This is a genomic window from Geodermatophilus nigrescens (genome assembly GCF_900129495.1).
GTDB classification, from domain to species: Bacteria; Actinomycetota; Actinomycetes; order Mycobacteriales; family Geodermatophilaceae; genus Geodermatophilus; species Geodermatophilus nigrescens.
Genome location: NZ_FQVX01000002.1, coordinates 23,012 through 48,831, shown reverse-complemented (window position 1 = coordinate 48,831; position 25,820 = coordinate 23,012). Strand labels below are relative to the sequence as shown.

Below are 25,820 nucleotides of genomic sequence, written 5' to 3'. Positions count from 1 at the left end.
CGGGCGCACTGACAGGATCGGGCGGTGACCGAGTACGACCTGCCCGGCATGCGGGTGCGCGAGCACACGGTGCCCGTGCCGCTGCACTGGGACGCCGACGACGGCGCGACGATCGACGTCTTCGTGCGGGAGCTCGTCCGCCCGTCCCGGGACGCCGACGACCTGCCGCTGCTGCTGTTCCTGCAGGGCGGGCCCGGCGGCAAGGGACCGCGGCCGGTCGGGCGCGGCGACTGGGTCGACCGGGCGCTGCGGGACTTCCGGGTGGTGCTGCTCGACCAGCGGGGCACCGGCCGGAGCACCCCGGTGACCGCCCGGCGGATCGGCGCCCTCACCGACCCGGCGGCGGCCGCCGCCCACCTCATGGCCTTCCGGGCCGACTCGATCGTCGCCGACGCCGAGCACGTGCGGGCATCGCTCTACGGCGGCCGCCGCTGGACGACGCTCGGCCAGAGCTACGGCGGCTTCCTCACCCTCACCTACCTCTCGCGGGCCCCGCAGGCGCTCGACCGCTGCCTGGTCACCGGCGGGCTGCCGGGCCTGACGGCGGACGCGCGCGAGGTGTACCGGCGCACCGGCCCGCGGGTGGCCGCGAAGACCCGCCGCTTCTACGAGCGGTTCCCCGGCGACGTCGACCGGGTGGCCGCGGTCGCCGACCTGCTGGCCGCCGAGGACGTCCGGCTCCCCGACGGTGACCGGCTCACCGTGCGCCGGCTGCAGACCCTCGGCCACGCGCTGGGCACCGGGACCGGCGCCGAGCAGCTGCACTGGCTCTTCGACGAGGCGCTGGTCGACGGCGAGCCGTCCGCCGGCTTCCTCGACGAGGTCGCCCGGCGCACGTCGTACTGGGACAACCCGCTCTACGCGGTGCTGCACGAGAGCATCTACGGCAGCGGGCAGGGCGCCACCGGCTGGGCCGCCGAGGCCGAGCGCGGGCCCGACCTCTCCCCCGACCTGCGCCCCCTGCCGTTCACCGGCGAGATGGTCTACCCCTGGATGTTCGACGAGATCGCCTCGCTGCGGCCCTTCCGGGACGCCGCGCACGCGCTCGCCGCACTGCCGGAGCACCCGCCGCTGTACGACCCGGCGCGGCTGGCGGCCAACGAGGTGCCGGTCGACGCCGTCGTCTACTTCGACGACATGTACGTCGACGCGGACCTGTCGCTGCAGACGGCGGACGCCGTCGGCAACGTGCGCACCTGGGTCACCAACGAGTTCGAGCACGACGGCCTGCGCGCCGGCGACGTGCTCGACCGCCTGCTCGGCCTGCGCGACCGCTGACCGACCGGCCCGGGCGCGCGCTCAGGTCTGGCAGCGGGGGCACCACCAGGTGTGCCGGCCCTCCGGGTCCTCGCTCCCCTGCTCGCTGAACAGCAGCGCCGTCCCGCACCGAAGGCACGGCTGGTGGGTGCGGCCGTACACCCAGTACCGGCGGCCGGGCCGGGTGTCGCCGGTGGTCACGCGCCCGGGCCCGCCGGGCGCGATCGCGAACCGCATCGCCCGGATCGCCAGCCGCACGAGCGGCTCGGCGTCGACCTCGCCGACCGGCGTGCGCGGCAGGTGCCCCCGCAGGAAGCAGAGCTCGTTGACCCAGACGTTGCCCAGGCCGGCCACGGTCCGCTGGTCGAGCAGCGCCGTCACGAGGGGCCGGTCCGGCTGCGCCGCCAGCCGGCCGACGGCGTCCTCGACCAGGTCGTCGGCGGAGCGCCCGGGGTCGAGCAGGTCGGGGCCCAGGTGCCCGACGACGGACTCCTCGGCGTCGGTGGGCAGCAGCTCGACCACCGGCATGCGCAGCGCGGCCGCCGTGGGCCCGGTCGTCGTCAGCACCACTCGCGCGTCGGCCTGCAGGCGGCGGGGCAGCGAGCGCCCGGCCGCGAGGACCGTCCACTCGCCGTCCATCCGCAGGTGCGTGTGCAGGGTCAGCGCCTGGCCCGCGTGGTCGAAGCGGGTGAGCAGGTGCTTGCCCCGGGCGGTCGTCCCGAGCACCGCTGCGCCGGACAGGTCGGCGGTGGCGTGACGGGGGATGCGGAAGTCGCTGCCGCGGACGGTGGTGCCCGTCAGGACCCCGAGGCGCCGGGCGAGGCGGTGGACGGTGTCGCCCTCGGGCATCGCTCCCCCCTCGCGTCGCGGGCGGCAGCACCGCCGGACCCGCCCGGGTGACCCCCGGAAGGCGGTCGAGGGCCGTCCCGGATCGCTCCGGAACGGCCCTCGACCTGCGCTGTCGGGCTGACAGGATTTGAACCTGCGACCCCCTGACCCCCAGTCAGGTGCGCTACCAAGCTGCGCTACAGCCCGAGCGCCGGGCGGCTCGCACCGCCCGATCGCTGCGCCGACGAGGTTACCGCACGCCGTCGGCCGCCCTCCGCGGTGGTCGGGCGCGGGAATGCCCGGCCACCCCGAGGTGTCACAGTTGCTCGTGACAACCGGTACCCGCGCCGCGGTGGGACTCCGATCCGAGCGCGGGCCCGTGCTCGGGGCGGTCATGCTCAGCACCGCCCTCATCGCGCTCGACAGCACGATCATCGCCACCGCCGTCCCGGCCGTCGTCGACGACCTCGGCGGGTTCAGCCAGTTCCCCTGGCTGTTCAGCGTCTACCTGCTCACGCAGGCGGTGACGGTGCCGGTCTACGGCAAGCTCGCCGACGTGCACGGCCGCAAGCCGGTGCTCCTGTTCGGCATCGCGGTGTTCGTCGCCGCGTCCCTGTTCTGCGGGCTGGCGTGGTCGATGCCGGCGCTGATCGTGGGCCGGGCGCTGCAGGGCATCGGCGCCGGCGCCGTCCAGCCGATGGGCATCACCGTCATCGGCGACATCTACACCGTCGAGGAGCGCGCCCGCGTCCAGGGCTACCTCGCCTCGGTGTGGGGCATCTCCTCGGTGCTCGGCCCCACCCTCGGCGGCCTGTTCAGCGACGCCCTCTCCTGGCGCTGGATCTTCCTGATCAACCTGCCGCTGGGCGCGCTCGCGTTCTGGGCCCTGTCCCGCCGCTGGACGGAGAAGGTCGAGCGGAGCGCCCACCGCCTCGACGTCGCCGGCGCCGTCCTGCTGTCCGCCGGTGCCGCGCTGCTGGTCCTCGGCCTGCTCGAGGGCGGCAACGCCTGGGCGTGGGCGTCCGCGCCCGGCATCGCGGTCCTCGCGACGGCGGTCGCGCTCCTGGCCGCGTTCGCGCTGGTCGAGCGGCGGGCCGCCGAGCCCGTGCTGCCGCTGTGGGTGCTGCGCCGCCGCATCCTGGCCAGCGGCAACGTCGCCGCCCTCGGCCTGGGCGCGCTGCTCATCGGCCTGAGCTCCTACCTGCCCACCTGGGCACAGGGCGTGCTCGGCGCGAGCGCGCTGGAGGCCGGCTTCGCCCTCGCCGCCCTCACCCTCGGCTGGCCCGTCGCGGCGAGCCTCGCCGGCCGCGTCTACCTGCGGCTGGGGTTCCGCACCACCGCGCTGCTCGGCGTCGCCCTCGTGCTGGTCGGCACGGCCGGGACGGCGTTCCTCGGCCCCGACGCCTCCCTGTGGGAGGTCGGCGCCTGGATGTTCGTCACCGGCCTGGGCCTCGGCCTGTCGTCGTCGCCGCTGATCGTCGCGGTGCAGTCGGTGGTCGGCTGGGACCGTCGCGGCGTCGTCACCGCCACCAACATGTTCTCCCGCTCGATGGGCTCGGCCCTCGGCGCGGCGGTGTTCGGCGCCATCGCCAACACCACCCTCGCCGCGCGCTTCGCCGCCCCGCCGGCAGGGCTCGACGGCGAGGTGCCCACCGACGTCGACAGCACGACGGCGGCGCTCGGGCAGGGCGGGGCCGTCGCCGACTTCGCCCGGGAGAGCCTGCACGCCGCCTCGCACGGCGTGTTCGTCGCGACCGCCGTGACCGCCGTCGTCATCGCGCTGGCGGTGCTGGCCATGCCCGGCCGGACCGAGCCGCTGCACTTCGACGACGACCCGTCGGACGACGCGCAGGACCCGGCCCCGGCGGGCTGACACGCGGAGGGCCGCCCGCGGGCAGCGTGCCCGCGGACGGCCCTCGTGCGACCGGGACCGGCTCAGGGAGCCGGGGCCGGCTCCGGCGCCGGCGCGGGCTCGGGGAGCCCGGCCGGGCGGCCCGGGGTGAACAGCCAGACGGTGAACAGGTCGTCGAGTTCCTGCCCCGAGACCTCCTCGGCGTGGCCGATGAACTCCTCCGTGGTCGCCGTCTGCCCCGCCTTGGTCGCCGCCCACTCGCGCAGGAGGGTGAAGAAGGCCTCGTCACCCACCTGCACGCGCAGCGCCTGCAGCGTCATCGCGCCGCGGTAGTAGACCGCCGAGTGGAACAGCTGGTCGGCGCTCGCCCCGGGATCGCCGATGACGACGTCCCAGAAGCCCGGCTGCAGCGCCTCCTCCGGTGCGGCGGCGAGGGCGTCGAACTCCTGCTGCGGCGTGCTCACGCCCTCGTGCTCCAGCCACAGCCACTCGGCGTAGGTGGCGATGCCCTCGTTGAGCCAGATGTGCTGCCAGGTGTCGAGCCGCACCGAGTCGCCGTACCACTGGTGGGCGTACTCGTGGACGACGACGAGCTCCCCGAACAGCGGGTCGGAGAAGAAGTACGGCGAGTACACCGGCCGGGTCTGGGTCTCCAGCGCGAAGCCCAGCTCGGGGGCGTGGTCGGCGATCCCGCCCGCGGCGGTGAACGGATACGGGCCGAACCACTCCTCCTGCGCCGCGACGATCTCGGGCTGCCGGCCGAAGGAGTGGTCGACCACCTCACCGGCCAGTGGCCCCTCGGTCTCCGGGTCGGCGTCGAACTCCGCCAGGCGCGGGTCGACGGCGTCCCAGTAGGCGATGCCGTCGGCCTCGTAGGCCCGCACGTCGAACTCGCCGACGGCCAGGGTGACCAGGTAGGTGGCCATGGGCTCCTCGGCCGACCACGACCACGTCGTCCACCCGTCGGTGGTCCACGAGCCGCACAGCACGCCGTTGGAGATGCCCTCCAGCCCCTCGGGCACGGTGATCGCGACGTCGAGCGAGGCGGCGTCGCGGGGGTGGTCGTTGGCCGGGAACCAGGTCGCCGCGCCGTGCGGCTGGCCGGCGACGACGGCGCCGTCGTCGGTGTGGAAGAAGCCCGAGGCTCCGAGCTCGTCCTGGAGGGTCTGCGGGACGCCGTCGTAGACGACCTCGACGAGGAACCGCCGCCCCTGGTGCAGCGGGTGCGCGGGCGTGACGACCAGCTCCTGGCCGTCGCGGGTCCAGGCCGCCGGGTGCCCGCCCACGGTGACCGACCGGACCTCCATGCCCTGCAGGTCCAGGTCGAAGCTGGAGAGGGACTGGGTCGCCCGGGCCGAGATGAGCGCCGTCCCGGCGAGGACGTCGGTGGCCGGGTCGTAGCGCAGGTCCAGCCCGTAGTGCTGGACGTCGTAGCCGCCGTTCCCGTCGAGCGGGAAGTACGGGTCGCCGATGCCCGGCGCGCCGGGGCTCGGCGCGCCGGGGTGCGAGGCCTCCGGCCCGCCGTCGGCCGCGGCGGTACCCGCGCCCGCGACGACCAGGACACCCGCCGTCGTGATCACTGTCAGCCTGCGGTGCATCACTACCCCCGTCCATGGGCCGGATCCGTTCCGGATCCGGGTAGTGAACTCCCGCTGGGAGGTCGCTGCGAGGTCCCTGTGAGGGTCGTCCGGCGACCGCGCGCGGCGGCGCGGCCGGTCGCCCCGGGCGGTCGGCGGGCGACTACACCCCGCTGACCGCCCGGGCCGCCTCAGCCGCGCTTGTCGTTCCCCCGGCCCTCGCGGACCTTCACCGAGATGTCGATCGGCGTGCCGTGGAAACCGAAGCGCTCGCGCAGCTTGCGCTCCAGGAACCGGCGGTAGCCGGCCTCGAGGAAGCCGGTGGAGAAGACGACGAACCGCGGCGGCCGGACGTCGGCCTGCGTCACGTACTTGATCTTCGGGGCGCGCCCGCCACGGGCCGGCGGCGGGGTCTCCATGACCAGCTGGCGCACGTAGGCGTTGAGCTCCGCCGTCGGCACCCGGGTCTCCCACGAGGCGAGCGCGGCGCGCAGGTGGTCGGCGAGCTTGCCGACGCCGCGGCCGCTGAGCGCCGAGATGTTCACCCGGCTGGCCCACTTGATGCGGGACAGGTCGCGCTCGATCTCGCGCTCGAGCTGGGCGTGCCGGTCCTCGTCGAGGGTGTCCCACTTGTTGAACGCGATGACCAGCGCGCGCCCGGCCTCGATCACCTGGGTGATCACCCGCTGGTCCTGCTCGCTGATCACCTCGTCGGCGGCCAGCAGCACGACGGCGACCTCGGCGGCCTGGATCGCGGCCTCGGTGCGCAGGCTCGCGTAGTACTCCATGCCGCTGGCGGTGTTCACCTTGCGGCGCAGGCCGGCGGTGTCGACGAACCGCCACTCCTCGCCGCCGAGGGTGATGAGCGAGTCGACCGGGTCGACGGTCGTGCCGGCCACCGAGTCGACGACCGAGCGCTCCTCCTTGGCCAGCCGGTTGAGCAGGCTGGACTTGCCCACGTTGGGCCGCCCGACCAGCGCCACGCGGCGGGGGCCGCCCTCCTCGGGCTGCTCGCGCGGCGCCTCGGGCAGCGCGTCGAGCACCAGGTCGAGCAGGTCACCGCTCCCCCGCCCGTGCAGCGCGCTCACCGGCTGCGGCTCGCCCAGGCCCAGCGACCACAGCTCGGCGGCGTTGGCCTCGCTGCGCTCGTCGTCGACCTTGTTGGCGACGACGATCACCGGCCGGTCGCTGCGGCGCAGGATGCGCGCGGCGGCCAGGTCGGTGTCGGTGGCGCCCACCTGGCTGTCGACGACGAACACGATGACGTCGGCGGTGCGCATCGCGAACTCCGCCTGCCGGCTGATCGACGCGCCCAGCCCCTCGGCCTTGGGGTCCCAGCCGCCGGTGTCGGTGACGGTGAACCGCCGCCCGTTCCACAGCGCCTCGTAGGAGATGCGGTCGCGGGTCACGCCCGGCACGTCCTGCACCACCGCCGCGCGCCGGCCCAGCACGCGGTTCACCAGCGTCGACTTGCCCACGTTCGGCCGGCCGACGATCGCCACCACCGGCAGCGGACCGCCGGTGCCCTCCTCGCTCATGCGTCCACTCCTCGTGCCCCGGCCGCCGCGAGAGCGAGGTCGACCACCCGGTCGACGACGGCCTCGCGGTCGAGGTCGGTGCTGTCCACGACCACCGCGTCCGCGGCGGGCCGCAGCGGGCTGTCCGCGCGGCTGCTGTCGCACTCGTCCCGGCGGCGCAGGTCGGCCGCGAGCGCGGCGACCTCCTCCGGGGTGGTCAGGCCGAGCTGGGCCGCGCGCCGCTGGGCGCGCGCCTCCGGCGCGGCGGTCAGGTAGATCTTCACGGTCGCCCCGGGCAGCACCACGGTGCCGATGTCGCGTCCCTCGACGACGACGGCGTCGGCCGCGGCGACCAGGTCGCGCTGCTGGTCGACCAGCTGGCGGCGCACCGCGGGCACCGCCGACACCGCCGACACGTTGCGGGTGACCTCGGCGCCGCGGATGCGTTCGGCGACGTCGGTGCCGTCGACCTCCACGCGCTCGGTCGCAGCCGTCGTCCCCACCTCGATGCGGGCCGCGGCGACCACGCGGGCCACCGCCTCGGCGTCCTCGGGGTCGACCCCGGCGTCGAGCACGGCCACCGTGGCGGCGCGGTACATGGCGCCGGTGTCGAGATAGGCCGCACCCAGCCGGGTGGCCGCGGCGCGCGCGACGCTGCTCTTGCCCGTGCCCGAGGGGCCGTCGAGGGTGACCTGGCCGGCGAAGCGTGCGGCGCTCACTGGGCGATGTCCCGTCGCAGCGCCACGGCACCCCGCAGGTAGACGTGCTGGATGTCGGCGCGCTCCTTCGGCGTCTCCACGTGCGCCATGAGGCGCAGCACCCGCGGCAGCGCGTGCGGCACGGCGATCTCGGTGGCGCACATCAGCGGGACGTCGCCCATGCCGAGCTCGCGCGCGGCCAGCGCCGGGAACTCCGACACCAGGTCCGGGGTCGCGGTGAACAGGATGCTGATGATGTCGGCGTGGTCGAGGCCGTTGCGCCCGACCACCTCGCTCACCAGCTCCCGGGTGGCCTCGAGCACCTGGTCGCGGTCGTCGGCGTCCACCTGTGTCGCGCCCCGGATGGCCCGTACGGCCACGTGCACCCTCCTCGATCGGTACCGGCTCCCGGATCTGGGGTGCCCGGTCGAGTCTAGGTGCGGCGCGCCACCCGCCTCCCCGCCGTCCGCCGACCCGTATGGGCCAATAGCGCTACAAAGGCCCCTCTCGCCGCCTTCGCGCGCGGAGGACCGACCTCGGTGGGGGGGCCGCGTTGGGGATAACGGCTCATGGGGCGACGTGCGGCACTCGAGCAGTGCCGTGCGGGTCAGAGCGGGCGGATGCCCCAGGTGCCGGTGACCGACTCCCCCGGCGCCAGCCGGCGGACCGCCCCGGTGCGCAGCGCGTCGGGCGCGCAGGTCATCGGCTCGACGGCCAGGCCGTGCCGGCGCCGCGACGGCGGCTCGACGACGTCGCCGGTGAACACCTGCACGTGCGTGTAGGAGGCGTCCATCCAGACGGCGGCCCCGTGCCCGTCGGGGCCGGTGAACCGCACCTCGGCGGTGCCGTCGGCGTCGCGGTCGAGGTCGGTGAAGCAGTCGTCGATCCGCAGGTCGCCGAGCACCCGGCCGGCGCGCAGGTCGAACGGCGTCTCGTGCACCGACTCGGTGCCCACGGGCAGCAGCCGGTCGTCGGTGAGCACGCGGGTGGCGGCCGGGAGCACCAGCGTGCAGTCGTCGACCCGCAGGCCGGCCGGCGCGGCGAGGTAGGGGTGGTGGCCCTCGCCGTAGGGGGCGTCGGCGTCGCCCTCGTTGGTGGCCGTCGTCGTCACCCGCAGCCCGCCGGCCGACAGCTCGTAGCCCACCCGCAGGCGCAGCGCGAACGGGTAGCCCGGCTGCGGGTGCAGCAGGTGCTCGAGCACCACGGAGTCCGCCGAGCGGGCGAGCACCCGCCACGGCACGAAGCGCACCAGCCCGTGGATGGCCGTGCCGAGCGCGCGCTCGGTGACCGGGGTGACGTGCTCGGCGCCGTCCCAGGTGTAGACGCCGTCGCGCAGCCGGTTGGGCCAGGGCGCGAGCAGGTGCCCGCGCACGTCCGGCGCCATCTCCCGCTCGGACCACCCGTCGAGGACGTGCCGGTCGCCCGCGGTGTAGGTGCGCAGGCCGCCGCCGACCTCGACGACGACGGCCTCGGCGTCCCCGCTGCGCAGGACGTGCTGCTCGCCGCTGGGGAGCACGCTCACCCGAGGCGCTCGCCGTCCACCGTGGAGAACAGGTGCACGTGGCCGACCCGCGGGGTGACGGCGATCCGGTCGCCCTTCAGGGGCGGACGGCGGCCGTCGACGCGCACGGTGACCGGGTGGCGGTCGTCGCCGACCAGCGCGGTGCCGTAGACGTAGGCGTCGGCGCCGAGCTCCTCGACCACCTCGACCTCCACCGGCAGGCCCGACCCGGTGACCTCGAGGTCCTCCGGCCGGACGCCGAGCACCACCGACGGCGCGTGCGCCTCGCCGAGGACCGAGCGCTCCACCGGGTGCACCTCGCCGCCGAGGCGCACGCCGCCGTCGGCGACCGGCAGGGTCAGCAGGTTCATGGCCGGCGAGCCGATGAACCCGGCGACGAAGACGTTGCGCGGCCGGTCGTAGAGCTCGCGGGGCCGGCCCACCTGCATGAGCAGGCCGTCCTTGAGCACCGCCACGCGGTCGCCCATCGTCATCGCCTCGGTCTGGTCGTGGGTGACGTAGACCGTGGTGATGCCCAGGCGGCGCTGCAGGGAGGCGATCTGGGTGCGGGTCTGCACCCGGAGCTTGGCGTCGAGGTTCGACAGCGGCTCGTCCATGAGGAAGACCTGCGGCTGGCGGACGATGGCCCGGCCCATGGCCACGCGCTGCCGCTGGCCGCCGGACAGGGCCTTGGGGCGCCGGTCGAGGTACTGCTCGAGGTCGAGCAGGCGGGCGGCCTCGCGCACCCGCTCGGCCGCCTCGGCCTTGCCGACGCGCGCCATCTTGAGGGCGAAGCCCATGTTCTCCGCGACGGTCATGTGCGGGTAGAGCGCGTAGTTCTGGAACACCATGGCGATGTCGCGGTCCTTGGCGGCGACGCCGGTGACGTCGCGGTCGCCGATGAGGATGCGCCCGCCGTCGACGTCCTCGAGGCCGGCGAGCATGCGCAGCGACGTGGACTTGCCGCAGCCCGAGGGCCCGACCAGGACGAGGAACTCGCCGTCGGCGACCTCGAGGTCGAGCGCGTCGACCGCCGGGCGGTCCGCGCCGGCGTAGACCCGGGTCGCCGCGTCGTAGGTGACGGTGGCCAAGACGGTTCCTCTCTACTTGCCGAAACCGGCGGTGAGTCCGCTGAGCAGGTAGCGGCGGCCCACGAGGTACAGGACGAAGATGGGGACGACGGACAGTGTGACCGCCGCCAGCAGGCCCGGGACGTTGGTGCCGAACTGGCCCTGGAAGTCCCAGAGGCCGAGGGTGAGCACCCGGGTGTCGCGGGACTGGGTGAGGACCAGCGGGAAGAGGAAGCCGTTCCACGCGTTGAGCGCGGTGAACACCGCGACCGTGGTGATCGCGGGCTTGGCCAGCGGCAGCACCAGGTGGCGCAGCACCGCCAGCGGCCCGGCGCCGTCGAGGGTCTGGGCCTCGTAGAGCTCCGACGGGATGTCGCGGAGGCTGTTGGTCATCACCAGCAGCGCGACCGGCAGGGCGAACGCCGCCGTCGGCAGGATGATCGCCAGCAGGGTGTCGTACAGGCGCATCTGGGTGATGAGCAGGTAGACCGGGATGATCGTGGCCTGCGCCGGGATGGCCAGGCCGATGAGCATGACCGAGAAGATCCGCTGCACGGTCCGGCCGGCGTTGCGGGCCACGGTGTAGGCCGCCGGCACGGTCACCGCGACCACGATCGCGACCGTCGCGACCGTGACGATCATGTTGTTGAGCAGGTACTGGGCGAACCCGCCCGAGAGCACGGTGGAGTAGTTCTCCCCCGTGGGCTCACCGGTCGGGGTCAGTGGGCTGGTGCTCAGGTAGTCCTGGCGGGTGCGCAGGCTCGCCGAGACCAGGTAGTACAGCGGGACGGCGACGATGACCAGCCAGACGGTCGCCAGGACGCCGGCCAGCCAGTTCGGCTTCTCCCGCCGGCCGGCGGGCCGGCCGCGCCGGACCCGCCGCGGGGCGGCCGGGGGCACGGCGCCCGGCTCGGCCAGGGCTGCGGTGGTGGCCACGGTCAGGCCCCTTCCTGCTGGCTCTGCATGCTGCGGAAGCCGGTCGCCCGGGTGACGACGAGCGAGAGGCCGGCGCCCAGGACGAGCAGCAGCGTGGCGATCGCGCTGGCGTAGCCGAACTCGAAGCCGCTGAACCCGCGGATGTACATGTACAGCGGCGCGATGCGGGTGGCGTCCCCGGGACCGCCGCCGGTGAGGATGAGGATCGTGTCGAAGGTCGTGAACGACCCGACCAGCTGCAGCACCGTCGAGGTGACGACCGTGTACTTGAGCAGCGGCAGCGTGATGGTGAAGAACTGCCGGTAGCGGCCGGCGCCGTCGATGGTGGCCGCCTCGTAGAGGCTGGCCGGGATCCCGCGGGCCGCGGCCTGGAACAGCAGCGTGTGGAACGGGATGTACTGCCAGGCGATCACGAAGACGACCGTGTAGACGACGACGTCGGTGTCACCGAGGAAGTTGAACCGGTCCAGCAGCGGCAGCGACTGGGTGACGCCGAAGTTCGGGTCGAGCACCGAGCGCCACAGCAGCGCGATGGCCGCCGTCGACAGCAGGAGCGGCAGGAAGAACAGCGAGCTGAGGACGGCGCGGTTGCGCTGCCGCCCGGCCGCCCAGACCCCGATCAGGATGGCGATCGGGGTCTGGACGACCCAGGACAGGACCATGAACAGGAGGGTCAGCCCCAGTGCGTCACGCGCCTCGGTGTCCTCCACCAGGCGGCTCCAGTTGCCCGCCCCGGACAGCTCGGGGAACCCGAAGCCCGACCAGTCGGTGAAGCTGAGGAAGACGACCAGCACCATCGGCACCACGGCGAACAGCCCGAAGAAGGCGACTGCCGGCACCGCGTACCACGCGGACGGACGCTGCTGCGCCGCCGGCGCGGAGGTCCGCTGCTGTGTCGTCGGTGCGGACGGACGCTTCTGCGTCGACACCGCGGACGACCCTCGGATGGCCACGATCCGTCGTACTCCGTTCGGTCAGGCAGCCAGGGCGTCGACGAAGCCCTGGGCGTCGATCTCGCCGAGGAAGAAGCGCGACAGCTGCTCGAGCATCACGGTGGCCTCGTCCGCGCTCAGGTCCTGGTCCCAGGAGAGCTGGAAGTTGGCCGCCTCGACCGTCTGGTCGTAGATGAAGGTCGAGTACTCGGCGTTGTCGGTCTCCTGCAGCTGCTCACGGACACCCTGCACCGGCGGGACGTCACCGGCCTCGATGAGGTCGGAGATGTACTCCTCGTCGGTCAGCGCGGTGGTGAGGAACTCCTCGGCCGCCTCGCGGTTCGGGGAGTCGGCGGTGAGCGAGTAGAAGTTCGACACGTTGCCGACCAGGTTCGTCGGGTCGCCCGCGCCGCCGGTCACGGCCGGGAACGGCGCCCAGCCGAGGCCGCCGCCGGTGACGAAGTCGGGGCTCTGGCCGAGCTGGTTGGTGAACTCCCACGAGCCCATCAGGTGGAACCCGGCGTCGCCCTGGGCGAGGATCGTCGAGGCGCCACCGACGTCGTAGCCGACGGAGGCGAAGTCCTCGCCGAACGCGCCGCGCTCGATGAGGTCCTGCAGCAGGCCCATGGCCTCGAGCACCTCGGGCTGCTGCCAGCCGCCGTTCTCGCCGTCGCGGATGTTCTGGAAGACCTCCGGGCCGCCGACGCGGTCGAGCAGGTACTCGGCCCACATGAGCTCGGTCCAGGCCTGGCTGCCGGCCAGGGCGATCGGGGTGACGCCCGAGGCCTTGAGGCCGTCGACGGCGGCGAGCATCTCGTCCCAGGTGGTGGGGACGGCGACGCCCGCGGCGTCCAGGACGTCCTTGTTGTAGAAGAGGACGACCGGCTGCATGCCGCGCATGGGCAGGCCGTAGACGCTGCCGTCGAGCTCGGCGCCGGCGAGCACGCTGGGCAGGAACGCGTCGCGCAGCTCGGGGTTCTCGTCGAGCAGCGGGGTCAGGTCCTCGATCCGGCCCGCGTCGACGTACTCCTTGAGGTTGCCGCCGCCCCAGTTGAAGAACAGGTCGGGGGCCTGCGGGGAGTTGATCGCGGTGCGCAGGCGCTGCTTGTACGGGTCGTTGCCGAACGTCGCCAGCTCGAAGTCGCCGGCCTCGGAGGACTCGTTGAAGCGGTCGATCGAGGCCTGCTCGATCGGGTTGAGGACCGTGTCCTGCAGGGCCCACACCTGGGCGGCGTCGCCGCCGCCACCGCCGCCGCCGCCGGCAGGGCCGGAGGAGCCGCAGGCGACCAGGCTCGCTGCGAGGAGGAGAGCGCCGGCAGTTGCGGTGCCTCGGGTCAGACGCCGGGATGTCATCCCATGGCCGCCTTTCTGTTTCGACGTTGAAAACCGAAAGTTTCGGGGTGGTGCGAGAACGTAAGGCAGGTCACCGGACGTGTCAACGCCGGGGTCCCGATGCGGACGGCGTGTCGCGGGTCACGATCCGGCCTCGCCGGGCGGGCTCGCGGACTGACCAGCGTGGATGGGTCGGGGCTAGCGGTTTCGGAGATGTTTCGATAGCTTCTCGGACCACGATCGTCCGGCACCGACGCCGGTGGGCGGTGTGCCGCTCCCCGTCGCAGGCCGGACCCCGGCGAACCGACGGAGGACGGACAGTGACCGAGCAGACGGCCGGCCGCCCCACCCTCGCGAGCATCGCAGCCGCGGCCGGCGTCTCGCTGCCCACCGTCTCCAAGGTCGTCAACGGCAAGACCGACGTCGCCCCCGCCACCCGGCAGCGCGTCCTCGCCCTGCTCGACCAGTACGACTACGTGCCGCAGGCCCGCCGCGCGGTCGCCGAGCCCGAGAGCCCGCTGGTCGACGTCGTCTTCACCGCCCTGGACAGCCCGTGGGCGGTGGAGCTGCTGCGCGGCATCACCGAGAGCGGGCTGGAGATGGTCCTCGACTCCCTCGCCGCCCGGCCACAGGGCGGGGACTGGGTGCGCTCGCTGATCGCCGGCGGCCGCCGCGGCGCGATCGTCGTCGCCTCCCGGATCACCGCCGCCGACCAGCGCCGGCTGGGCCGCTCGCACCTGCCCGTCGTGGTCATCGACCCGGCCGACATGCCCGGCCCCGACGTGCCCAGCGTCGGCGCCACCAACTGGTCGGGCGGGATGGCCGCCACCGAGCACCTGATCGAGCTGGGCCACCGGCGGATCGCGGTGATCGGCGGGCCCGAGGACTACCTGTGCAGCCGGGCGCGCATCGACGGCTACCGGGCCGCCCTCGACCGCGCCGGCATCCCCGCCGACCCGGCGCTGGTCCGGCACGGGAACTTCCACCACGACAGCGGCTACGAGCGGGCCCGCGAGCTGCTCGAGCTGCCCGACCGCCCGACGGCGGTGTTCGCCGGCAGCGACGAGCAGGCCTTCGGCGTCCTCGAGGCCGCGCGGCAGGCCGGCCTGTCGGTGCCCGACGACCTCTCGGTCGTCGGCTTCGACGACCTGCCGATGGCCCGCTGGTCCTCCCCTCCCCTGACCACCGTCCGCCAGCCGCTGGTCGACATGGGCCGCATGGCCGGCCGCATGCTGCTCGAGCTGATCCACGGCCAGGAGCTCGCCAGCCAGCGCGTCGAGCTGGCCACCACCCTCGTGCCGCGCGCCTCCACGGCCCGGCGTCCCTGACCTCCCTCCCCCGGCCGGGCGGCACCAGCCCCGGCCGTCCTCCCCGCACGTCTGGAGTCCCCGCGTGACCGACCGTTCCCTGCTCGACGCACCCCCCGCCGGCGACTGGCGGGACCCGGCCCGGCCGCTGGCCGAGCGGGTGCGCGAGCTGATGGCGCAGATGACCCTCGAGGAGAAGGTCGCCCAGCTCTACGGCGTCTGGACGACGATCGACCAGGGGTCCGACGGCGGCGCCGACGTCGCCCCCAACCAGCACGAGTTCTCCGAGCCGCTGCCGCCGTGGGAGGAGCTCACGCGGCCCGGCCTGGGCCAGCTCACCCGGGTGTTCGGCACCGTGCCGGTCGAGCCGCTCACCGGCGCGAGGGTGCTCGCCGCCACCCAGCGCGGCATCGTCGAGGGCTCGCGGCTGGGCATCCCGGCGCTCGCCCACGAGGAGTGCCTCACCGGCCTGGCCGCCTGGCAGGCCACCGTCTTCCCGACCCCGCTGGCCTGGGGCGCCACCTTCGACCCGGCCACCGTGCAGCGGATGGCCGCCGGCATCGGCGAGCTCATGCGCTCCATCGGCGTCCACCAGGGCCTCGCGCCGGTCCTCGACGTCACCATGGACGCCCGGTGGGGCCGTACCGAGGAGACCATCGGCGAGGACCCGTACCTCGTCGCGGCGCTCGGCACCGCCTACGTGCGCGGCCTCGAGGGCGCCGGGATCGTCTCCACCCTCAAGCACTTCGCCGGCTACGCCGCCTCCGGCGCCGGGCGCAACCACGCCCCGGTGCGGATGGGCGCCCGCGAGCTCGCCGACGTCGTCCTGCCGCCGTTCGAGACGGCGCTGCGCGAGGGCGGCGCCCGCTCGGTCATGCACTCCTACGCCGCCGTCGACGGTGTCCCGCCCGCCGCCGACCCGGCCCTGCTCACCGACCTGCTGCGCGGCACCCTCGGCTTCGACGGCGTCGTGGTGGCCGACTACTTCGGCGTCTCGTTCCTCGAGACCACCCAGTCCGTGGCCGGCTCCCCCGGCGAGGCCGCGGAGCTCGCGCTGACCGCCGGCGTCGACGTCGAGCTGCCCACCGTGCGCTGCTACGGCGAGCCGCTGCTGGAGCGGCTGCGCTCGGGCGCGGTGCCCCTGGAGCTCGTGGACCGGGCCGTGGAGCGCGTGCTGCTGCAGAAGGGCGAGCTCGGCCTGCTCGACGCCGGGTGGGACCCCGAGCCGCCGGTGCTGCGCGACGGCGGCTCGCTGGACTTCGACCCGCCGCACCTGCGCGAGCTGGCCCGGGTCCTCGCCGAGCGCTCGGTCGTGCTGCTCGACAACCCCGGGGGCACGCTGCCGCTGGCCGCGCCGGGCCGCCTCGCCGTCGTCGGCCCGTGCGCCGACGAGGTGCTGTCGCTGATGGGTTGCTACGCCTTCCCCAACCACGTGGGCGTCCAGCACCCCGACGTGCCGCTGGGCCTGGAGGTGCCGACCCTGCTCGACGCGCTGCGGGCCGAGTTCCCGGGTGCGGCGGTCGACACCGCGCGGGGCTGCCCGGTCCAGGAGACCGACCGCAGCGGGATCGCCGACGCCGTGCGCGCCGCCCGGGAGGCCGACGTCTGCGTCGCCGTCGTCGGTGACCGCTCGGGCCTCTTCGGCCGCGGCACCTCCGGCGAGGGCTGCGACGCCGCGGACCTGGCGCTGCCCGGCGTGCAGCAGGAGCTGCTCGAGGCGCTGCTGGAGACCGGCACCCCGGTCGTCGTCGTGCTGCTCACCGGTCGCCCCTACGCGCTCGGCGCGGTCGCCGGCCGGGCCGCGGCGGTCGTGCAGGCCTTCTTCCCGGGCGAGGAGGGCGCCGGCGCGGTCGCGGGCGTGCTCAGCGGCCGGGTGTCGCCCTCGGGGCGGCTGCCGGTGTCGGTGCCGCGCGGCCCGGGCGGGTCGCCGGCCACCTACCTCGCCCCGACGCTGGGCCGCGCCGGCGGGATCAGCTCGGCCGACCCGACGCCGCTGTGGCCCTTCGGGCACGGCCTGGGCTACACCACCGTCGAGTACTCCGGGCTGGAGCTCTCCGGCGACACCTGGGCCACCGACGGCGAGGTGACCGTCTCCTGCACGGTCCGCAACACCGGCGCCCGCGACGGCGCCGAGGTGGTGCAGCTGTACCTGTCCGACCCGGTGGCGAGCACCGTGCAGCCGCTGCGCCGGCTGGTCGGGTTCGCCCGGGTGGAGCTGCCGGCCGGGGCGTCGGCGCGGGTGTCGTTCCGGCTGCACGCCGACCGGGCGTCCTTCACCGGCCGCGACCTGCGCCGCGTGGTGGAGGCCGGCGACGTCGTCCTGGCCGTCGGCGCCTCCAGCGAGGACCTGCGGCTGCGGGCGACCGTGCCGCTCACCGGCCCGGACCGCGTGGTCGGCGCCGACCGGGTGCTCAGCACCCCGGTGACGGTGGAGACGACGGCCGCGCCCCTGCGGGAGTCCCTGCCCCGCTGAGCGGGTCCCTGCTCCCCCGCCCCGGCCGCGCTCCGGCCGGGGCGGGGTGCCCTACCGGGCCTCCTAGAGGCCGACGAGCTCCTCGAGCGCCCCGACCTCGGCGCGGCTGAGCCGGCGGATCGAGCCGGTGCGCATGCGCTGCAGGGAGATGGGGCCGACGGCGGTGCGGGTCAGCCGCGAGACCGGCAGGCCGACGGCGGCCAGCAGCCGGCGCACGATGTGCTTGCGGCCCTCGTGCAGGACGACCTCCACCACCGACTGGCCGGCGTGGGTGTCGACCACGCGGAACGAGTCGACCTTGACCGGGCCGTCGTCGAGCTCGACGCCGCCGCGCAGCGTGCGGTGCAGGTCGCGGCCGACCGAGCCCGACACCTGCGCGAGGTAGGTCTTCTTGACGCCGTAGCTCGGGTGGGCCAGCCGGTGGGCGAGCTCGCCGTCGTTGGTGACGATCAGCAGGCCCTCGGTGTCCTGGTCGAGCCGGCCGACGTGCACCAGGCCCGGCGCGAGGTCGCCGATCATGTCGCCGATGGTCGGCCGGTCGCGGTCGTCGCTCATCGCGGTGATGACGCCGAAGGGCTTGTTGAGCGCGTAGGTGACGCGGTCGTCGCGCAGCTCGATGCGCTGCCCGTCGACGGCGATCTTGTCGGTGGCCGGGTCGACGCGCATGCCCTGCACGCGCACGACCGAGCCGTTCACGCTGATCCGGCCGGCGTCGATCATGTCCTCGCAGACGCGGCGGGAGCCGACGCCGGCGCGGGCGAGCACCTTCTGCAGGCGCTCCCCCTCGCGCTCGTCGGGTGCGGCGGCGGGCTCGCGGTCGCCGGGGTGGGCGGGGGCGAGCTCCATGTCCTCCGACCAGCCCTCACCGCCGGGGGTGGCGGGGAGGTCGTCGGGATGCGGTGCGGTGTCCATCCCCTCCATCCTCCCACCCCCGCCGGCGGCGCCGGCCGGTGCCGGAGGGGTCAGCAGTTCTCCTGGCCGAAGGTGTCGACGGCCTCACCGGCGGAGACGAGGTCGCCCTGCAGCCGGGTGGCCTCCTCGGCGAGGTCGGTGTTGGCCGACGGGTCGCTCAGGTCGGCCGACTCGATGAGGTCGGTGAAGGCCCGCCAGGAGCTCACCAGGTCGCCCCAGACCTCCTCGGCGTCGGCCGGGGGCTGCACCTCCTCCAGCTTCCCGACGGCCTCGTTCAGCACGTCGGGTGCGCTCTGCGGGTCGGAGTAGACGGCGTTGACGTCGTCGGTGATGTCCGACAGCAGGTCGGGCACCTGCTCGCAGAACGCCTCCAGGCGCTGCTCGTCCGCCGAGGCGCCGCAGCCGGTCAGCAGCAGGGCCGGGACGGCGAGCGAGGCGGCGAGCGTGCGAGCGGCGGTCGTCCGGGCGGCGGAGCGCGAGGTCATGAGCCGACCGTAGCCAGGGCGGCACCCGGTGCCACCGGCGGCCTCAGCCCTCCTGCTGCTCCCGGGCGAGCGCGGTGGCGTCGGGCAGCAGCGGGGCCAGCGGCGGCAGCTCGTGCAGCCCGGTGAGCCCCATGCGCTCGAGGAACAGCGGCGTCGTGCCGTAGAGCCCGCCGCCGCTGTCGGGGTCGGTGCCCACCTCGACGACCAGGCCGCGGGTGAGCAGGGTGCGCATGACGCCGTCGACGCCGACGCCGCGGATCGCCGAGATGCGCGCCCGGGTGACCGGCTGCCGGTAGGCGATGACGGCGAGGGTCTCCAGCGCGGCCTGGGTGAGCCGGCTGCGCCCGCCGCCGGTGAGCGAGCGCTCGACGACCGGCGCGAACTCCTCGCGGGTGTAGAGCCGCCAGCCCTCCCCCGCCCGGCGCAGCGCGATGCCGGCGCGCCGGGCGTCGTAGCCCTCGGCGAGCTCGGCCAGCGCCGCCCGCACGCGGGGCACGCCGACCCGCAGCGTGGCGGCCAGCGTCTCCTCGTCGGCCGGGCCCTCGGCGACGAACAGCAGCGCCTCGACCCCGCCGCGCACCTCGTCGTCGTCGAGGTCGTCGTCGAGGTCGGCCTCCGGCTCGGGTACCGGCTCGGGCGCGGGCGGCTCCGGCATGCCGGGCAGCACCAGCGGCTCGTCGGGGACGGCCGGGACGTCGTCGGCCGGCGGGGCGGGCCGGTCGGCCACCCGCGCGGCGAGCCGGGCGGCGACGGCGTCCCAGACGGCCGGGTCGGCGCCGGCGGCCTCGTCCTCGTCGTCCCGCGTGGCCTCCAGCTCGGCGGCCAGCGCCTCCCAGGAGATCGGCCCGCGCTCGTCCTCCCGCTCGCTCACGAGGCGACCCGCTCGTCGGCGCGGTCGTCCCCCGCTCCCCCGAGGTCGGAGACGGCGGAGACGGTGGCCGGGCCGGTCCACTGCACGTGCAGCTCGCCGAGGGGGGTGGGCTGGTCGAACACGACCCGCTGCTGGCGGTAGAGCTCGAGCAGGGCGAGGAAGCGGGCCACGACCTCCAGCGTGGAGGAGCAGTCGACGGTGAGCGCCCGGAAGCTGACCGCCCCGGCGCCGAGCAGGGCCGCGCGGACGGCGAGCAGCTGCTCGGCCACGCTGACCGGCGGCGCGTGCAGGTGGGTCACGCCGACGGTCGGCGGCTCCTTGGGCGCGAGCGCCCGCGCCGCCAGGGCGGCGAAGCGCTCGGGGGTGATGCCGAGCAGCACCTCGGGCAGCAGGCCGGCGAACCGGGGCTCCAGCGGCGCCGAGCGCGGGAAGCGCCGGACACCCTCGGCCTCCCGCTCGCGCAGCACCCCCGCGGCCTCCTTGTAGGCGCGGTACTGCAGCAGCCGGGCGAACAGCAGGTCGCGGGCCTCGAGCAGCTCGAGGTCCTCCTCGTCCTCCACCTCGGCGGCGGGCAGCAGCCGGGCGGCCTTGAGGTCGAGCAGGGTGGCCGCGACGACGAGGAACTCGCTGGCCTGGTCGAGGTCGAGCTCGTCGCCGAGCGCCCGCAGGTGGGCGATGAAGTCGTCGGTGACGACCGACAGCGCGATCTCCGTGACGTCGAGCTGGTGGCGGCCGATCAGCTGCAGCAGCAGGTCGAACGGGCCCTCGAAGTTGGTGAGCCGCACGGTGAACCGGCCGGGGTCGGCGACCTCCGGCGCGGCTGCGACCGCGTGCGTTCCCGTGCTCACGGAACGCAAGGGTATCCGGTCCCACCGACAGTTCCGGTCACCCGCGCGCGGAAGGCGGACTCTGCCGGCCTCCGGACGGCGGCCGGGAGGGGCCTCTGTCGCGCTGATGGCCCCTGGGTCGCCTCCCGCGTGCGGGAGGCGACTCGGACGTCAGCCCTTCAGGCGGCGGACGAGGACGGAGTCCTCGCCGTTGTCGGCGAGGTCGGCCAGCAGCACCGAGATCGCCTCGCGGACGATCCGGCCGCGGTCGGCGGCCACGCCGTGCTCGGCACGCAGCGACAGCCGGGCGCTCTCCAGCGCCAGCAGGTCCTCGGCCGAGATGTAGACGGTGATCTTCTCGTCGTGCCGGGTGCGGCCGGCGCCGGCGGCGCGGGCGGCCTTGCCGCGGGTGCGCGCGCCCGGGGCGGGCAGCGTGGCGGGCGCGCGGTAGGCGGCCAGCGGGTCCGCGGGCGCGCCGCCGGGGACGAGGGTGAGCGGCGCCGCGGGCTGCTCGACCTCCGCCTCGGGCTCGGGCTCCGGACGGCGGCGCGTCGAGCGCAGCGCCGGGGAGGCCGTGGCCGACGCCAGGTTGGGCAGCTCGGTGACCTCCGCCGCGGGCGGGGTGTCGGTGCGCCGGAACAGCTCCGCAGCGCCCGGGAGCACGGGACGGCGGGTCACAGGGAGATGACCTCCTTCGCCAGGTCGCGGTAGGCGGCCGCACCCGAGGAGGTGGGCGCCCAGGTGGTGATCGGCTGGCCGGCGACGGTGGTCTCCGGGAACCGCACGGTGCGCTGGATGACGGTCCGGAAGACGGTGTCGCCGAAGGCCTCGACCACCCGGCTGAACACCTCGCGGCAGTGCACGGTCCGCGAGTCGTACATCGTGGCGAGGATGCCGTCGATCTCCAGCGACGGGTTGAGCCGCTCCTTGACCTTGTCGATCGTGTCCACGAGCAGGGCCACGCCGCGCAGGGAGAAGAACTCGCACTCCAGCGGGATCACCACGCCGTGCGCCGCGGTCAGGGCGTTGACCGTGAGCAGGCCGAGCGAGGGCTGGCAGTCGATGAGGATGTAGTCGTACTCGTCGCGCACGGAGTCCAGGGCGCGCAGCAGGGTCTGCTCGCGGGCGACCTCGCTGACCAGCTGCACCTCGGCGGCGGACAGGTCGATGTTGCTGGGCACCAGGTCCAGGCCGGGCACGTCGGTGCCCACGCGGACGTCGGCCAGCGTGGTGCGCCGCTCCATGAGGGCGTTGTAGATCGTGCGGTCGAGCTGCTGCGCGGGGACGCCGAGGCCGACCGACAGCGCGCCCTGCGGGTCGAGGTCGACCAGCAGCACGCGGCGGCCGTACTCCACCAGCGAGGCACCCAGGTTGATCGTCGACGTCGTCTTGCCGACGCCGCCCTTCTGGTTGCACATCGCGATGACGCGCGCCGGGCCGTGCTGCTTCAGCGGCGGGGGCTCCGGCAGCTTGCGCTGACGCGCGCGGGCCGGGTCCAGCCGCGAGGCGGCCGCACCCATCTCGCCGCCGTCGGCCGGGAGTGCGAGAGCCTGACCGGCCACGTCCCCTCGGATCGCCATGAGTCGCCCTTCCTCCGTGCTCCCCGGCGGTGCCGGCCGCGGTCGGCCGGCCCGGTCCGCTCGGGTCCGGGCACGACGGTAGGGAGATCACCTGCGCCGATCCACGGGACACGCCGGTCGCTGGCGGATCTCGCCCAGGTTCCTGCGTACCGGCGGGTAGCCGTGGGCAGGACCTGCCGAACGGGGCGCCCTGCCGTCGTCAGGACAGGGCCCGCGGGTGGCTCCCCGCGTAGACCTCGCGCAGCTTGTCGACCGTGACGAGCGTGTAGACCTGCGTCGTCGTCACCGACGCGTGGCCGAGCAGCTCCTGCACCACGCGGACGTCGGCGCCGCCGTCGAGCAGGTGGGTGGCGAACGAGTGGCGCAGCGTGTGCGGGGAGACGTGCTCGGCCAGGGACGCGTCGCCGGTGCGCTCTGCCGCCGAGCGCAGGATCGCCCAGGCGCTCTGCCGCGACAGCGGGCCGCCGCGGGCGTTGAGGAACAGCCGCCCGCCCCGGACGCCGCCCCTCCCGGCGGCGGCCAGGGCCGGACGGGCGCGCACCAGGTACTCCTCGACGGCGCGCAGCGCGAAGCTGCCCACCGGGACGATCCGCTCCTTGCCGCCCTTGCCCGCCAGCCGCACCACCGCCTGGCCGCGGTCGAGGTCGTTGACGGCCAGCCCCACCGCCTCGGAGATGCGCGCCCCGGTGCCGTAGAGCACCTCCAGCAGCGCCCGGTCGCGCAGCCCGCGCGGCCCCTCGACCGACCCCGCCGCCTCGATGAGCGCCACCACCGCCTCCACCGGCACCGCCTTGGGCAGCCGCCGCGCCGGGGCCGGCGGGCGGACCTCGGCGGCGACGTCGCCGGTGACCAGCCCGTCGAGCAGCGCGAACCGGTGCAGCCCGCGGACGGCGACGACGGCGCGCGCCGCCGAGGTGGCCGACAGCGGCGGGTGCTCGTCGTCCCCGGCGCGCAGCGCGGCGAGGAACCCGGCGACGTCGCTCTCGGCCACCTCCCCCAGCCCGCGCACGCCGGCGCCGGCGAGGAACTGCGTGTACCGCCGCAGGTCGCGACGGTAGGAGGCGATGGTGTTGGCGGCCAGGCCACGCTCGACGGTGAGGTGGTCGAGGTAGCCGGACACCACCCGCTCGACGGCGGGACCGGGCGACAGGACGGCGGTCAGGACAGCAGCTCCTCCCACGGCACGGCGGTCATGCCGTGCGCCTCCGCGACCTCCGGCAGCACCACCTCGCCGGCCACGACGTTGACCCCGTGGGCCAGCGCCGGGTCGTCGGCGACCGCCGCCCGCGTGCCCTTCCCGGCCAGGGCCATGACGTAGGGCAGCGTCACGTTGGTCAGTGCGTAGGTGGAGGTGTTGGGGACCGCGCCCGGCATGTTCGCCACGCAGTAGAACACCGACCCGTGCACGCGGAAGGTCGGCTCGTCGTGTGTCGTGGGCCGGCTGTCCTCGAAGCAGCCGCCCTGGTCGACGGCGATGTCCACGAGCACCGAGCCCGGCTTCATCCGCGAGACCAGCTCGTTGCTCACCAGCGTCGGCGCCTTGGCGCCGGGGACGAGCACGGCGCCGATCACCAGGTCGGCGTCGAGGACGGCCCGCTCCACCTCGTAGGAGTTGGAGGTGACCGTCTGCAGGTGCCCGCGGTAGATGGCGTCGGCGGCGCGCAGCTTGTCGACGTCGCGGTCGAGGACGACGACCTCGGCCTGCATGCCCAGCGCGATGGTGGCGGCGTTCATCCCCGACACCCCGGCGCCGATGACGACGACCTTGGCCGCGTAGACGCCCGACACCCCGCCGAGCAGCACGCCGCGGCCGCCGTGCGCCCGCTCGAGGCTGTGCGCCCCGACCTGCGGCGCCATCCGGCCGGCGACCTCGCTCATGGGGGCGAGCAGCGGCAGGGCGCCGTTCGCCGTCTGCACCGTCTCGTAGGCGATGGCGGTGGTGCCGGAGGCCACGAGCGCGTCGGTGCACGCCTTCGACGCCGCCAGGTGCAGGTAGGTGAACAGCGTCTGCCCGGAGCGGAGCCGGCCGTACTCCTCCTCGACCGGCTCCTTGACCTTGAGCAGCAGGTCGGCGTCGGCCCAGACGTCGTCGGCGCTGCCGACGATCCGCGCGCCGGCGGCGGTGAAGTCGGCGTCGGGGATGGAGCTCCCCTCGCCGGCGCCCCGCTCGACGAGCACCGTGTGCCCGGCCCGGGTCAGCTCGGTGACCCCGGCGGGGGTCAGCGCGACCCGGTACTCCCTGTTCTTGACCTCGCGAGGCACCCCGACGTGCATGCGATCCGCTCCCGTTCTGCGACGGCCGGGCCGAGGTCGTCGGTCCCGCGCCTGTGACGTGGCTCCCGGTGGGGAACCAGATCGGACCCTAGCCAGCGCCCGGGCTGCCGCCAGTCCGCGCAGCGCCGACGATGGCGCGAGTCCCCGTGCGTCCACCCGGAAGGCTGATCCATGCGCCTGTACGCCGCCCGACCCGACCACCGGCTGCGCCAGCTGCTCGCCGACGCGGGGCTGCTGGCCTGGGTCGTGCTGTGGGTGGTGGTGGCGCGCACGGTGCACGGGGCGGTGCTCGTGCTCGCCGAGCCCGGCCGCGCGGTGGAGGACCTCGGCTCCTCGGTGGCCGACAGCATGGGCTCGGCGGCCGACGCGGCGCAGGACGTGCCGGTGGTCGGCGACGAGCTGTCGTCGCCGTTCGACGCGCTCGGCGACGCCGCGGGCTCGGTGCGCGGCGCGGGGCAGGCCGCGCAGGACGCCGTCGGCACGCTGGCGTTCGTGCTCGCCGTCGTGCTGGTGGTGCTGCCGGTCTGCTGGGCGCTGCTGCGCTGGCTGCCGTGGCGGCTGGGCTGGATCCGGGAGGCGACGGCGGTGACCCGGCTGGCCGGCGGCCGGCACCCCGACCTGCACCTGCTGGCCGCCCGCGCCGTCGCCACCGCTCCCCTGCCCCGGCTGGCCGCCCTGCCGCCGGGCACCGGGGAGGCGTGGCGGGCCGGCGACCCGGCGGCGGTGCGTGCCCTGGCGGCGCTGGAGGCCGGGCGGCTGGGCCTGCGGCTGCCCGCCCCGGACGGCCCCGGGTCGGGCGCCACCACCCCTGGTCCCGGCGCCACTGCTCCCCCGTTCTCGGGTTGACATCGCTCCCGCCGGTGCCGATGTCCCGGGCGGATCGGGAGGTGTCGGTGGGACGAGCGGGACGCACGCGGGGACGACGGCGGGGCCGCCGGGGCGCGTCGGCCGCCGGGATCGCCGGGCGCGTGACCGCCGCCGCGGCCGTCGGGCTGGTGGCGCTGTCGGCGCCCGCCACCGAGATCGCCGCGGAGGTCAGCGCGTCCTGGGCGCCGTTCCGCAACGCCGGCACCGCCGACGGCCCGGAGCCCGCGCCGGTGCTCACCCCGCAGGCGGTTCCCGCGCTGCCGGAGCCCGCCGTCGACACGCCCGTGCTCGCCCTGCCGGTGCCGCGCCGGATGGACGTCCAGCTGCCCGCGCCGATGGTCCCCCGCGGCGAGCCGCTGGAGGTCACGCCGCCGCCCGCGCAGTGCGGCGGCTACGGCAGCCTGCGGCAGATGCCGCCGGGCGTCGTCCCGGGCCCGGGCTCCGCCACCGTCACCTGGCAGGCCGACGGCCGCGAGACCGTGCAGGGCTACCGCGTGACGGCGGTCAGCCAGCGGCTGGTGGCCGGCGAGCAGCCGGCGCCCCCGCGGGTGGACGCGCCGCAGCGGGGCGACTGCGGCGAGGTGAGCGCGGTGCTCACCGGGCTGACGCCGGGCACCCCGTACGTGTTCTGGCTCGAGGAGGCCGTGCTCGACCTCGACACCCAGGTGGTCGAGTACGTGCAGGTCGGCTGGTCGAGCCCCGTCGTCGTCGGCTGAGCGACGCC

At 75.1% G+C, this 25,820-nt stretch carries 24 protein-coding genes and 1 tRNA gene; 6 read left to right on the top strand and 19 right to left on the bottom strand.

What is annotated here, in order from left to right; all coding sequences use genetic code 11:
* The first annotated feature begins 24 nt into the window (after positions 1-24).
* Positions 25-1,278 (top strand): alpha/beta fold hydrolase, encoded by a 1,254-nt coding sequence (locus BUE37_RS07775; protein ID WP_139252896.1) that lies wholly within the window; start codon positions 25-27, stop codon positions 1,276-1,278.
* 21 nt (positions 1,279-1,299) lie between these two features.
* Here BUE37_RS07775 and BUE37_RS07770 read toward each other — a convergent pair whose 3' ends face one another.
* Entirely contained in the window at positions 1,300-2,106 is an 807-nt protein-coding gene (locus BUE37_RS07770; protein ID WP_073419683.1) for a DNA-formamidopyrimidine glycosylase family protein, read from the bottom strand.
* Between the two features lie 112 nt (positions 2,107-2,218).
* Positions 2,219-2,292, bottom strand: a tRNA-Pro gene (locus tag BUE37_RS07765).
* 145 nt (positions 2,293-2,437) lie between these two features.
* Here BUE37_RS07765 and BUE37_RS07760 point away from each other — a divergent pair.
* The gene (locus BUE37_RS07760; RefSeq protein WP_175562814.1) at positions 2,438-3,958 is read left to right on the top strand and encodes an MDR family MFS transporter; all 1,521 of its coding nucleotides are present in this window, start codon (positions 2,438-2,440) and stop codon (positions 3,956-3,958) included.
* 62 nt (positions 3,959-4,020) lie between these two features.
* On the opposite strand, the gene BUE37_RS07755 is transcribed toward BUE37_RS07760, so the two are convergent.
* The 9 genes from BUE37_RS07755 to BUE37_RS07715 form a co-directional block, all read right to left on the bottom strand.
* Complete coding sequence (locus BUE37_RS07755) at positions 4,021-5,535, bottom strand: M1 family metallopeptidase (protein ID WP_073420630.1); 1,515 nt, start codon at positions 5,533-5,535, stop codon at positions 4,021-4,023.
* A gap of 170 nt (positions 5,536-5,705) precedes the next feature.
* Entirely contained in the window at positions 5,706-7,052 is a 1,347-nt protein-coding gene (gene der, locus BUE37_RS07750; RefSeq protein WP_073419681.1) for a ribosome biogenesis GTPase Der, read from the bottom strand.
* A complete protein-coding gene (cmk, locus tag BUE37_RS07745) occupies positions 7,049-7,750 on the bottom strand; it encodes a (d)CMP kinase (protein ID WP_073419680.1) in 702 nt (233 codons plus the stop codon). Before cmk ends, der begins: the two co-directional genes overlap by 4 nt.
* Entirely contained in the window at positions 7,747-8,109 is a 363-nt protein-coding gene (aroH, locus tag BUE37_RS07740; protein WP_073419679.1) for a chorismate mutase, read from the bottom strand. The genes cmk and aroH overlap by 4 nt, the downstream gene beginning before the upstream one ends.
* A gap of 227 nt (positions 8,110-8,336) precedes the next feature.
* On the bottom strand, positions 8,337-9,251 hold the full coding sequence (locus BUE37_RS07735; RefSeq protein ID WP_073419678.1) for an aldose 1-epimerase family protein: 915 nt from the start codon (positions 9,249-9,251) through the stop codon (positions 8,337-8,339).
* The gene (locus BUE37_RS07730) at positions 9,248-10,321 is read right to left on the bottom strand and encodes an ABC transporter ATP-binding protein (RefSeq protein ID WP_073419677.1); all 1,074 of its coding nucleotides are present in this window, start codon (positions 10,319-10,321) and stop codon (positions 9,248-9,250) included. Before BUE37_RS07730 ends, BUE37_RS07735 begins: the two co-directional genes overlap by 4 nt.
* Before the next feature lie 12 nt (positions 10,322-10,333).
* Positions 10,334-11,236, bottom strand: a complete 903-nt coding sequence (locus tag BUE37_RS07725) for a carbohydrate ABC transporter permease (RefSeq protein WP_245794429.1) — start codon at positions 11,234-11,236, stop codon at positions 10,334-10,336.
* 2 nt (positions 11,237-11,238) lie between these two features.
* Entirely contained in the window at positions 11,239-12,075 is an 837-nt protein-coding gene (locus BUE37_RS07720) for a carbohydrate ABC transporter permease (RefSeq protein ID WP_245794427.1), read from the bottom strand.
* A gap of 135 nt (positions 12,076-12,210) precedes the next feature.
* Positions 12,211-13,392: an extracellular solute-binding protein gene (locus BUE37_RS07715; protein ID WP_245794425.1), complete on the bottom strand. Its 1,182-nt coding sequence runs from the start codon at positions 13,390-13,392 to the stop codon at positions 12,211-12,213.
* A 428-nt stretch (positions 13,393-13,820) separates the two neighbouring features.
* On the opposite strand from BUE37_RS07715, the gene BUE37_RS07710 reads away from it, so the two are divergent.
* Both BUE37_RS07710 and BUE37_RS07705 read left to right on the top strand, forming a co-directional pair.
* Positions 13,821-14,828 carry a LacI family DNA-binding transcriptional regulator gene (locus BUE37_RS07710; protein WP_073419674.1) on the top strand — a complete coding sequence of 336 codons (1,008 nt, stop codon included), beginning with the start codon at positions 13,821-13,823 and terminating at the stop codon, positions 14,826-14,828.
* 64 nt (positions 14,829-14,892) lie between these two features.
* Positions 14,893-17,280 (top strand): beta-xylosidase/alpha-l-arabinosidase, encoded by a 2,388-nt coding sequence (locus BUE37_RS07705; protein ID WP_073419673.1) that lies wholly within the window; start codon positions 14,893-14,895, stop codon positions 17,278-17,280.
* Positions 17,281-17,343: 63 nt separating this feature from the next.
* On the opposite strand, the gene BUE37_RS07700 is transcribed toward BUE37_RS07705, so the two are convergent.
* The 8 genes from BUE37_RS07700 to ald all read right to left on the bottom strand — a co-directional run bounded on the left by BUE37_RS07700 (position 17,344) and on the right by ald (position 24,229).
* The gene (locus BUE37_RS07700; RefSeq protein WP_073419672.1) at positions 17,344-18,192 is read right to left on the bottom strand and encodes a pseudouridine synthase; all 849 of its coding nucleotides are present in this window, start codon (positions 18,190-18,192) and stop codon (positions 17,344-17,346) included.
* Positions 18,193-18,242: 50 nt separating this feature from the next.
* Positions 18,243-18,677, bottom strand: coding sequence for a hypothetical protein (locus BUE37_RS07695; RefSeq protein WP_073419671.1), 435 nt, complete (start codon positions 18,675-18,677; stop codon positions 18,243-18,245).
* Positions 18,678-18,720: 43 nt separating this feature from the next.
* Complete coding sequence (gene scpB / locus BUE37_RS07690) at positions 18,721-19,548, bottom strand: SMC-Scp complex subunit ScpB (protein WP_217651179.1); 828 nt, start codon at positions 19,546-19,548, stop codon at positions 18,721-18,723.
* Positions 19,545-20,396: a segregation and condensation protein A gene (locus tag BUE37_RS07685; RefSeq protein ID WP_073419670.1), complete on the bottom strand. Its 852-nt coding sequence runs from the start codon at positions 20,394-20,396 to the stop codon at positions 19,545-19,547. The genes scpB and BUE37_RS07685 overlap by 4 nt, the downstream gene beginning before the upstream one ends.
* Before the next feature lie 150 nt (positions 20,397-20,546).
* Positions 20,547-21,053, bottom strand: coding sequence for a hypothetical protein (locus tag BUE37_RS07680; RefSeq protein ID WP_073419669.1), 507 nt, complete (start codon positions 21,051-21,053; stop codon positions 20,547-20,549).
* Positions 21,050-21,955, bottom strand: coding sequence for a ParA family protein (locus tag BUE37_RS07675; protein WP_073419668.1), 906 nt, complete (start codon positions 21,953-21,955; stop codon positions 21,050-21,052). The genes BUE37_RS07680 and BUE37_RS07675 overlap by 4 nt, the downstream gene beginning before the upstream one ends.
* A 199-nt stretch (positions 21,956-22,154) precedes the next feature.
* Positions 22,155-23,135: a site-specific tyrosine recombinase XerD gene (locus BUE37_RS07670; RefSeq protein ID WP_245794423.1), complete on the bottom strand. Its 981-nt coding sequence runs from the start codon at positions 23,133-23,135 to the stop codon at positions 22,155-22,157.
* The gene (gene ald, locus BUE37_RS07665; RefSeq protein WP_073419667.1) at positions 23,114-24,229 is read right to left on the bottom strand and encodes an alanine dehydrogenase; all 1,116 of its coding nucleotides are present in this window, start codon (positions 24,227-24,229) and stop codon (positions 23,114-23,116) included. Before ald ends, BUE37_RS07670 begins: the two co-directional genes overlap by 22 nt.
* A 171-nt stretch (positions 24,230-24,400) precedes the next feature.
* Here ald and BUE37_RS07660 point away from each other — a divergent pair, with 171 nt between their 5' ends.
* Positions 24,401-25,075, top strand: coding sequence for a hypothetical protein (locus BUE37_RS07660; protein ID WP_073419666.1), 675 nt, complete (start codon positions 24,401-24,403; stop codon positions 25,073-25,075).
* Between the two features lie 122 nt (positions 25,076-25,197).
* Entirely contained in the window at positions 25,198-25,812 is a 615-nt protein-coding gene (locus tag BUE37_RS07655; protein WP_073419665.1) for a fibronectin type III domain-containing protein, read from the top strand.
* The last annotated feature ends 8 nt before the right edge of the window (positions 25,813-25,820 follow it).

Excerpts from the sequence above, each read along its gene's own strand:
- BUE37_RS07770 (WP_073419683.1), bottom strand. The coding sequence starts at position 2,106 with ATGCCCGAGGGCGACACCGTCCACCGCCTCGCCCGGCGCCTCGGGGTC.
- BUE37_RS07755 (WP_073420630.1), bottom strand. The coding sequence starts at position 5,535 with ATGCACCGCAGGCTGACAGTGATCACGACGGCGGGTGTCCTGGTCGTC.
- der (WP_073419681.1), bottom strand. The coding sequence starts at position 7,052 with ATGAGCGAGGAGGGCACCGGCGGTCCGCTGCCGGTGGTGGCGATCGTC.
- BUE37_RS07700 (WP_073419672.1), bottom strand. The coding sequence starts at position 18,192 with ATGGACACCGCACCGCATCCCGACGACCTCCCCGCCACCCCCGGCGGT.
- BUE37_RS07695 (WP_073419671.1), bottom strand. The coding sequence starts at position 18,677 with ATGACCTCGCGCTCCGCCGCCCGGACGACCGCCGCTCGCACGCTCGCC.
- BUE37_RS07675 (WP_073419668.1), bottom strand. The coding sequence starts at position 21,955 with ATGGCGATCCGAGGGGACGTGGCCGGTCAGGCTCTCGCACTCCCGGCC.
- ald (WP_073419667.1), bottom strand. The coding sequence starts at position 24,229 with ATGCACGTCGGGGTGCCTCGCGAGGTCAAGAACAGGGAGTACCGGGTC.
- BUE37_RS07660 (WP_073419666.1), top strand. The coding sequence starts at position 24,401 with ATGCGCCTGTACGCCGCCCGACCCGACCACCGGCTGCGCCAGCTGCTC.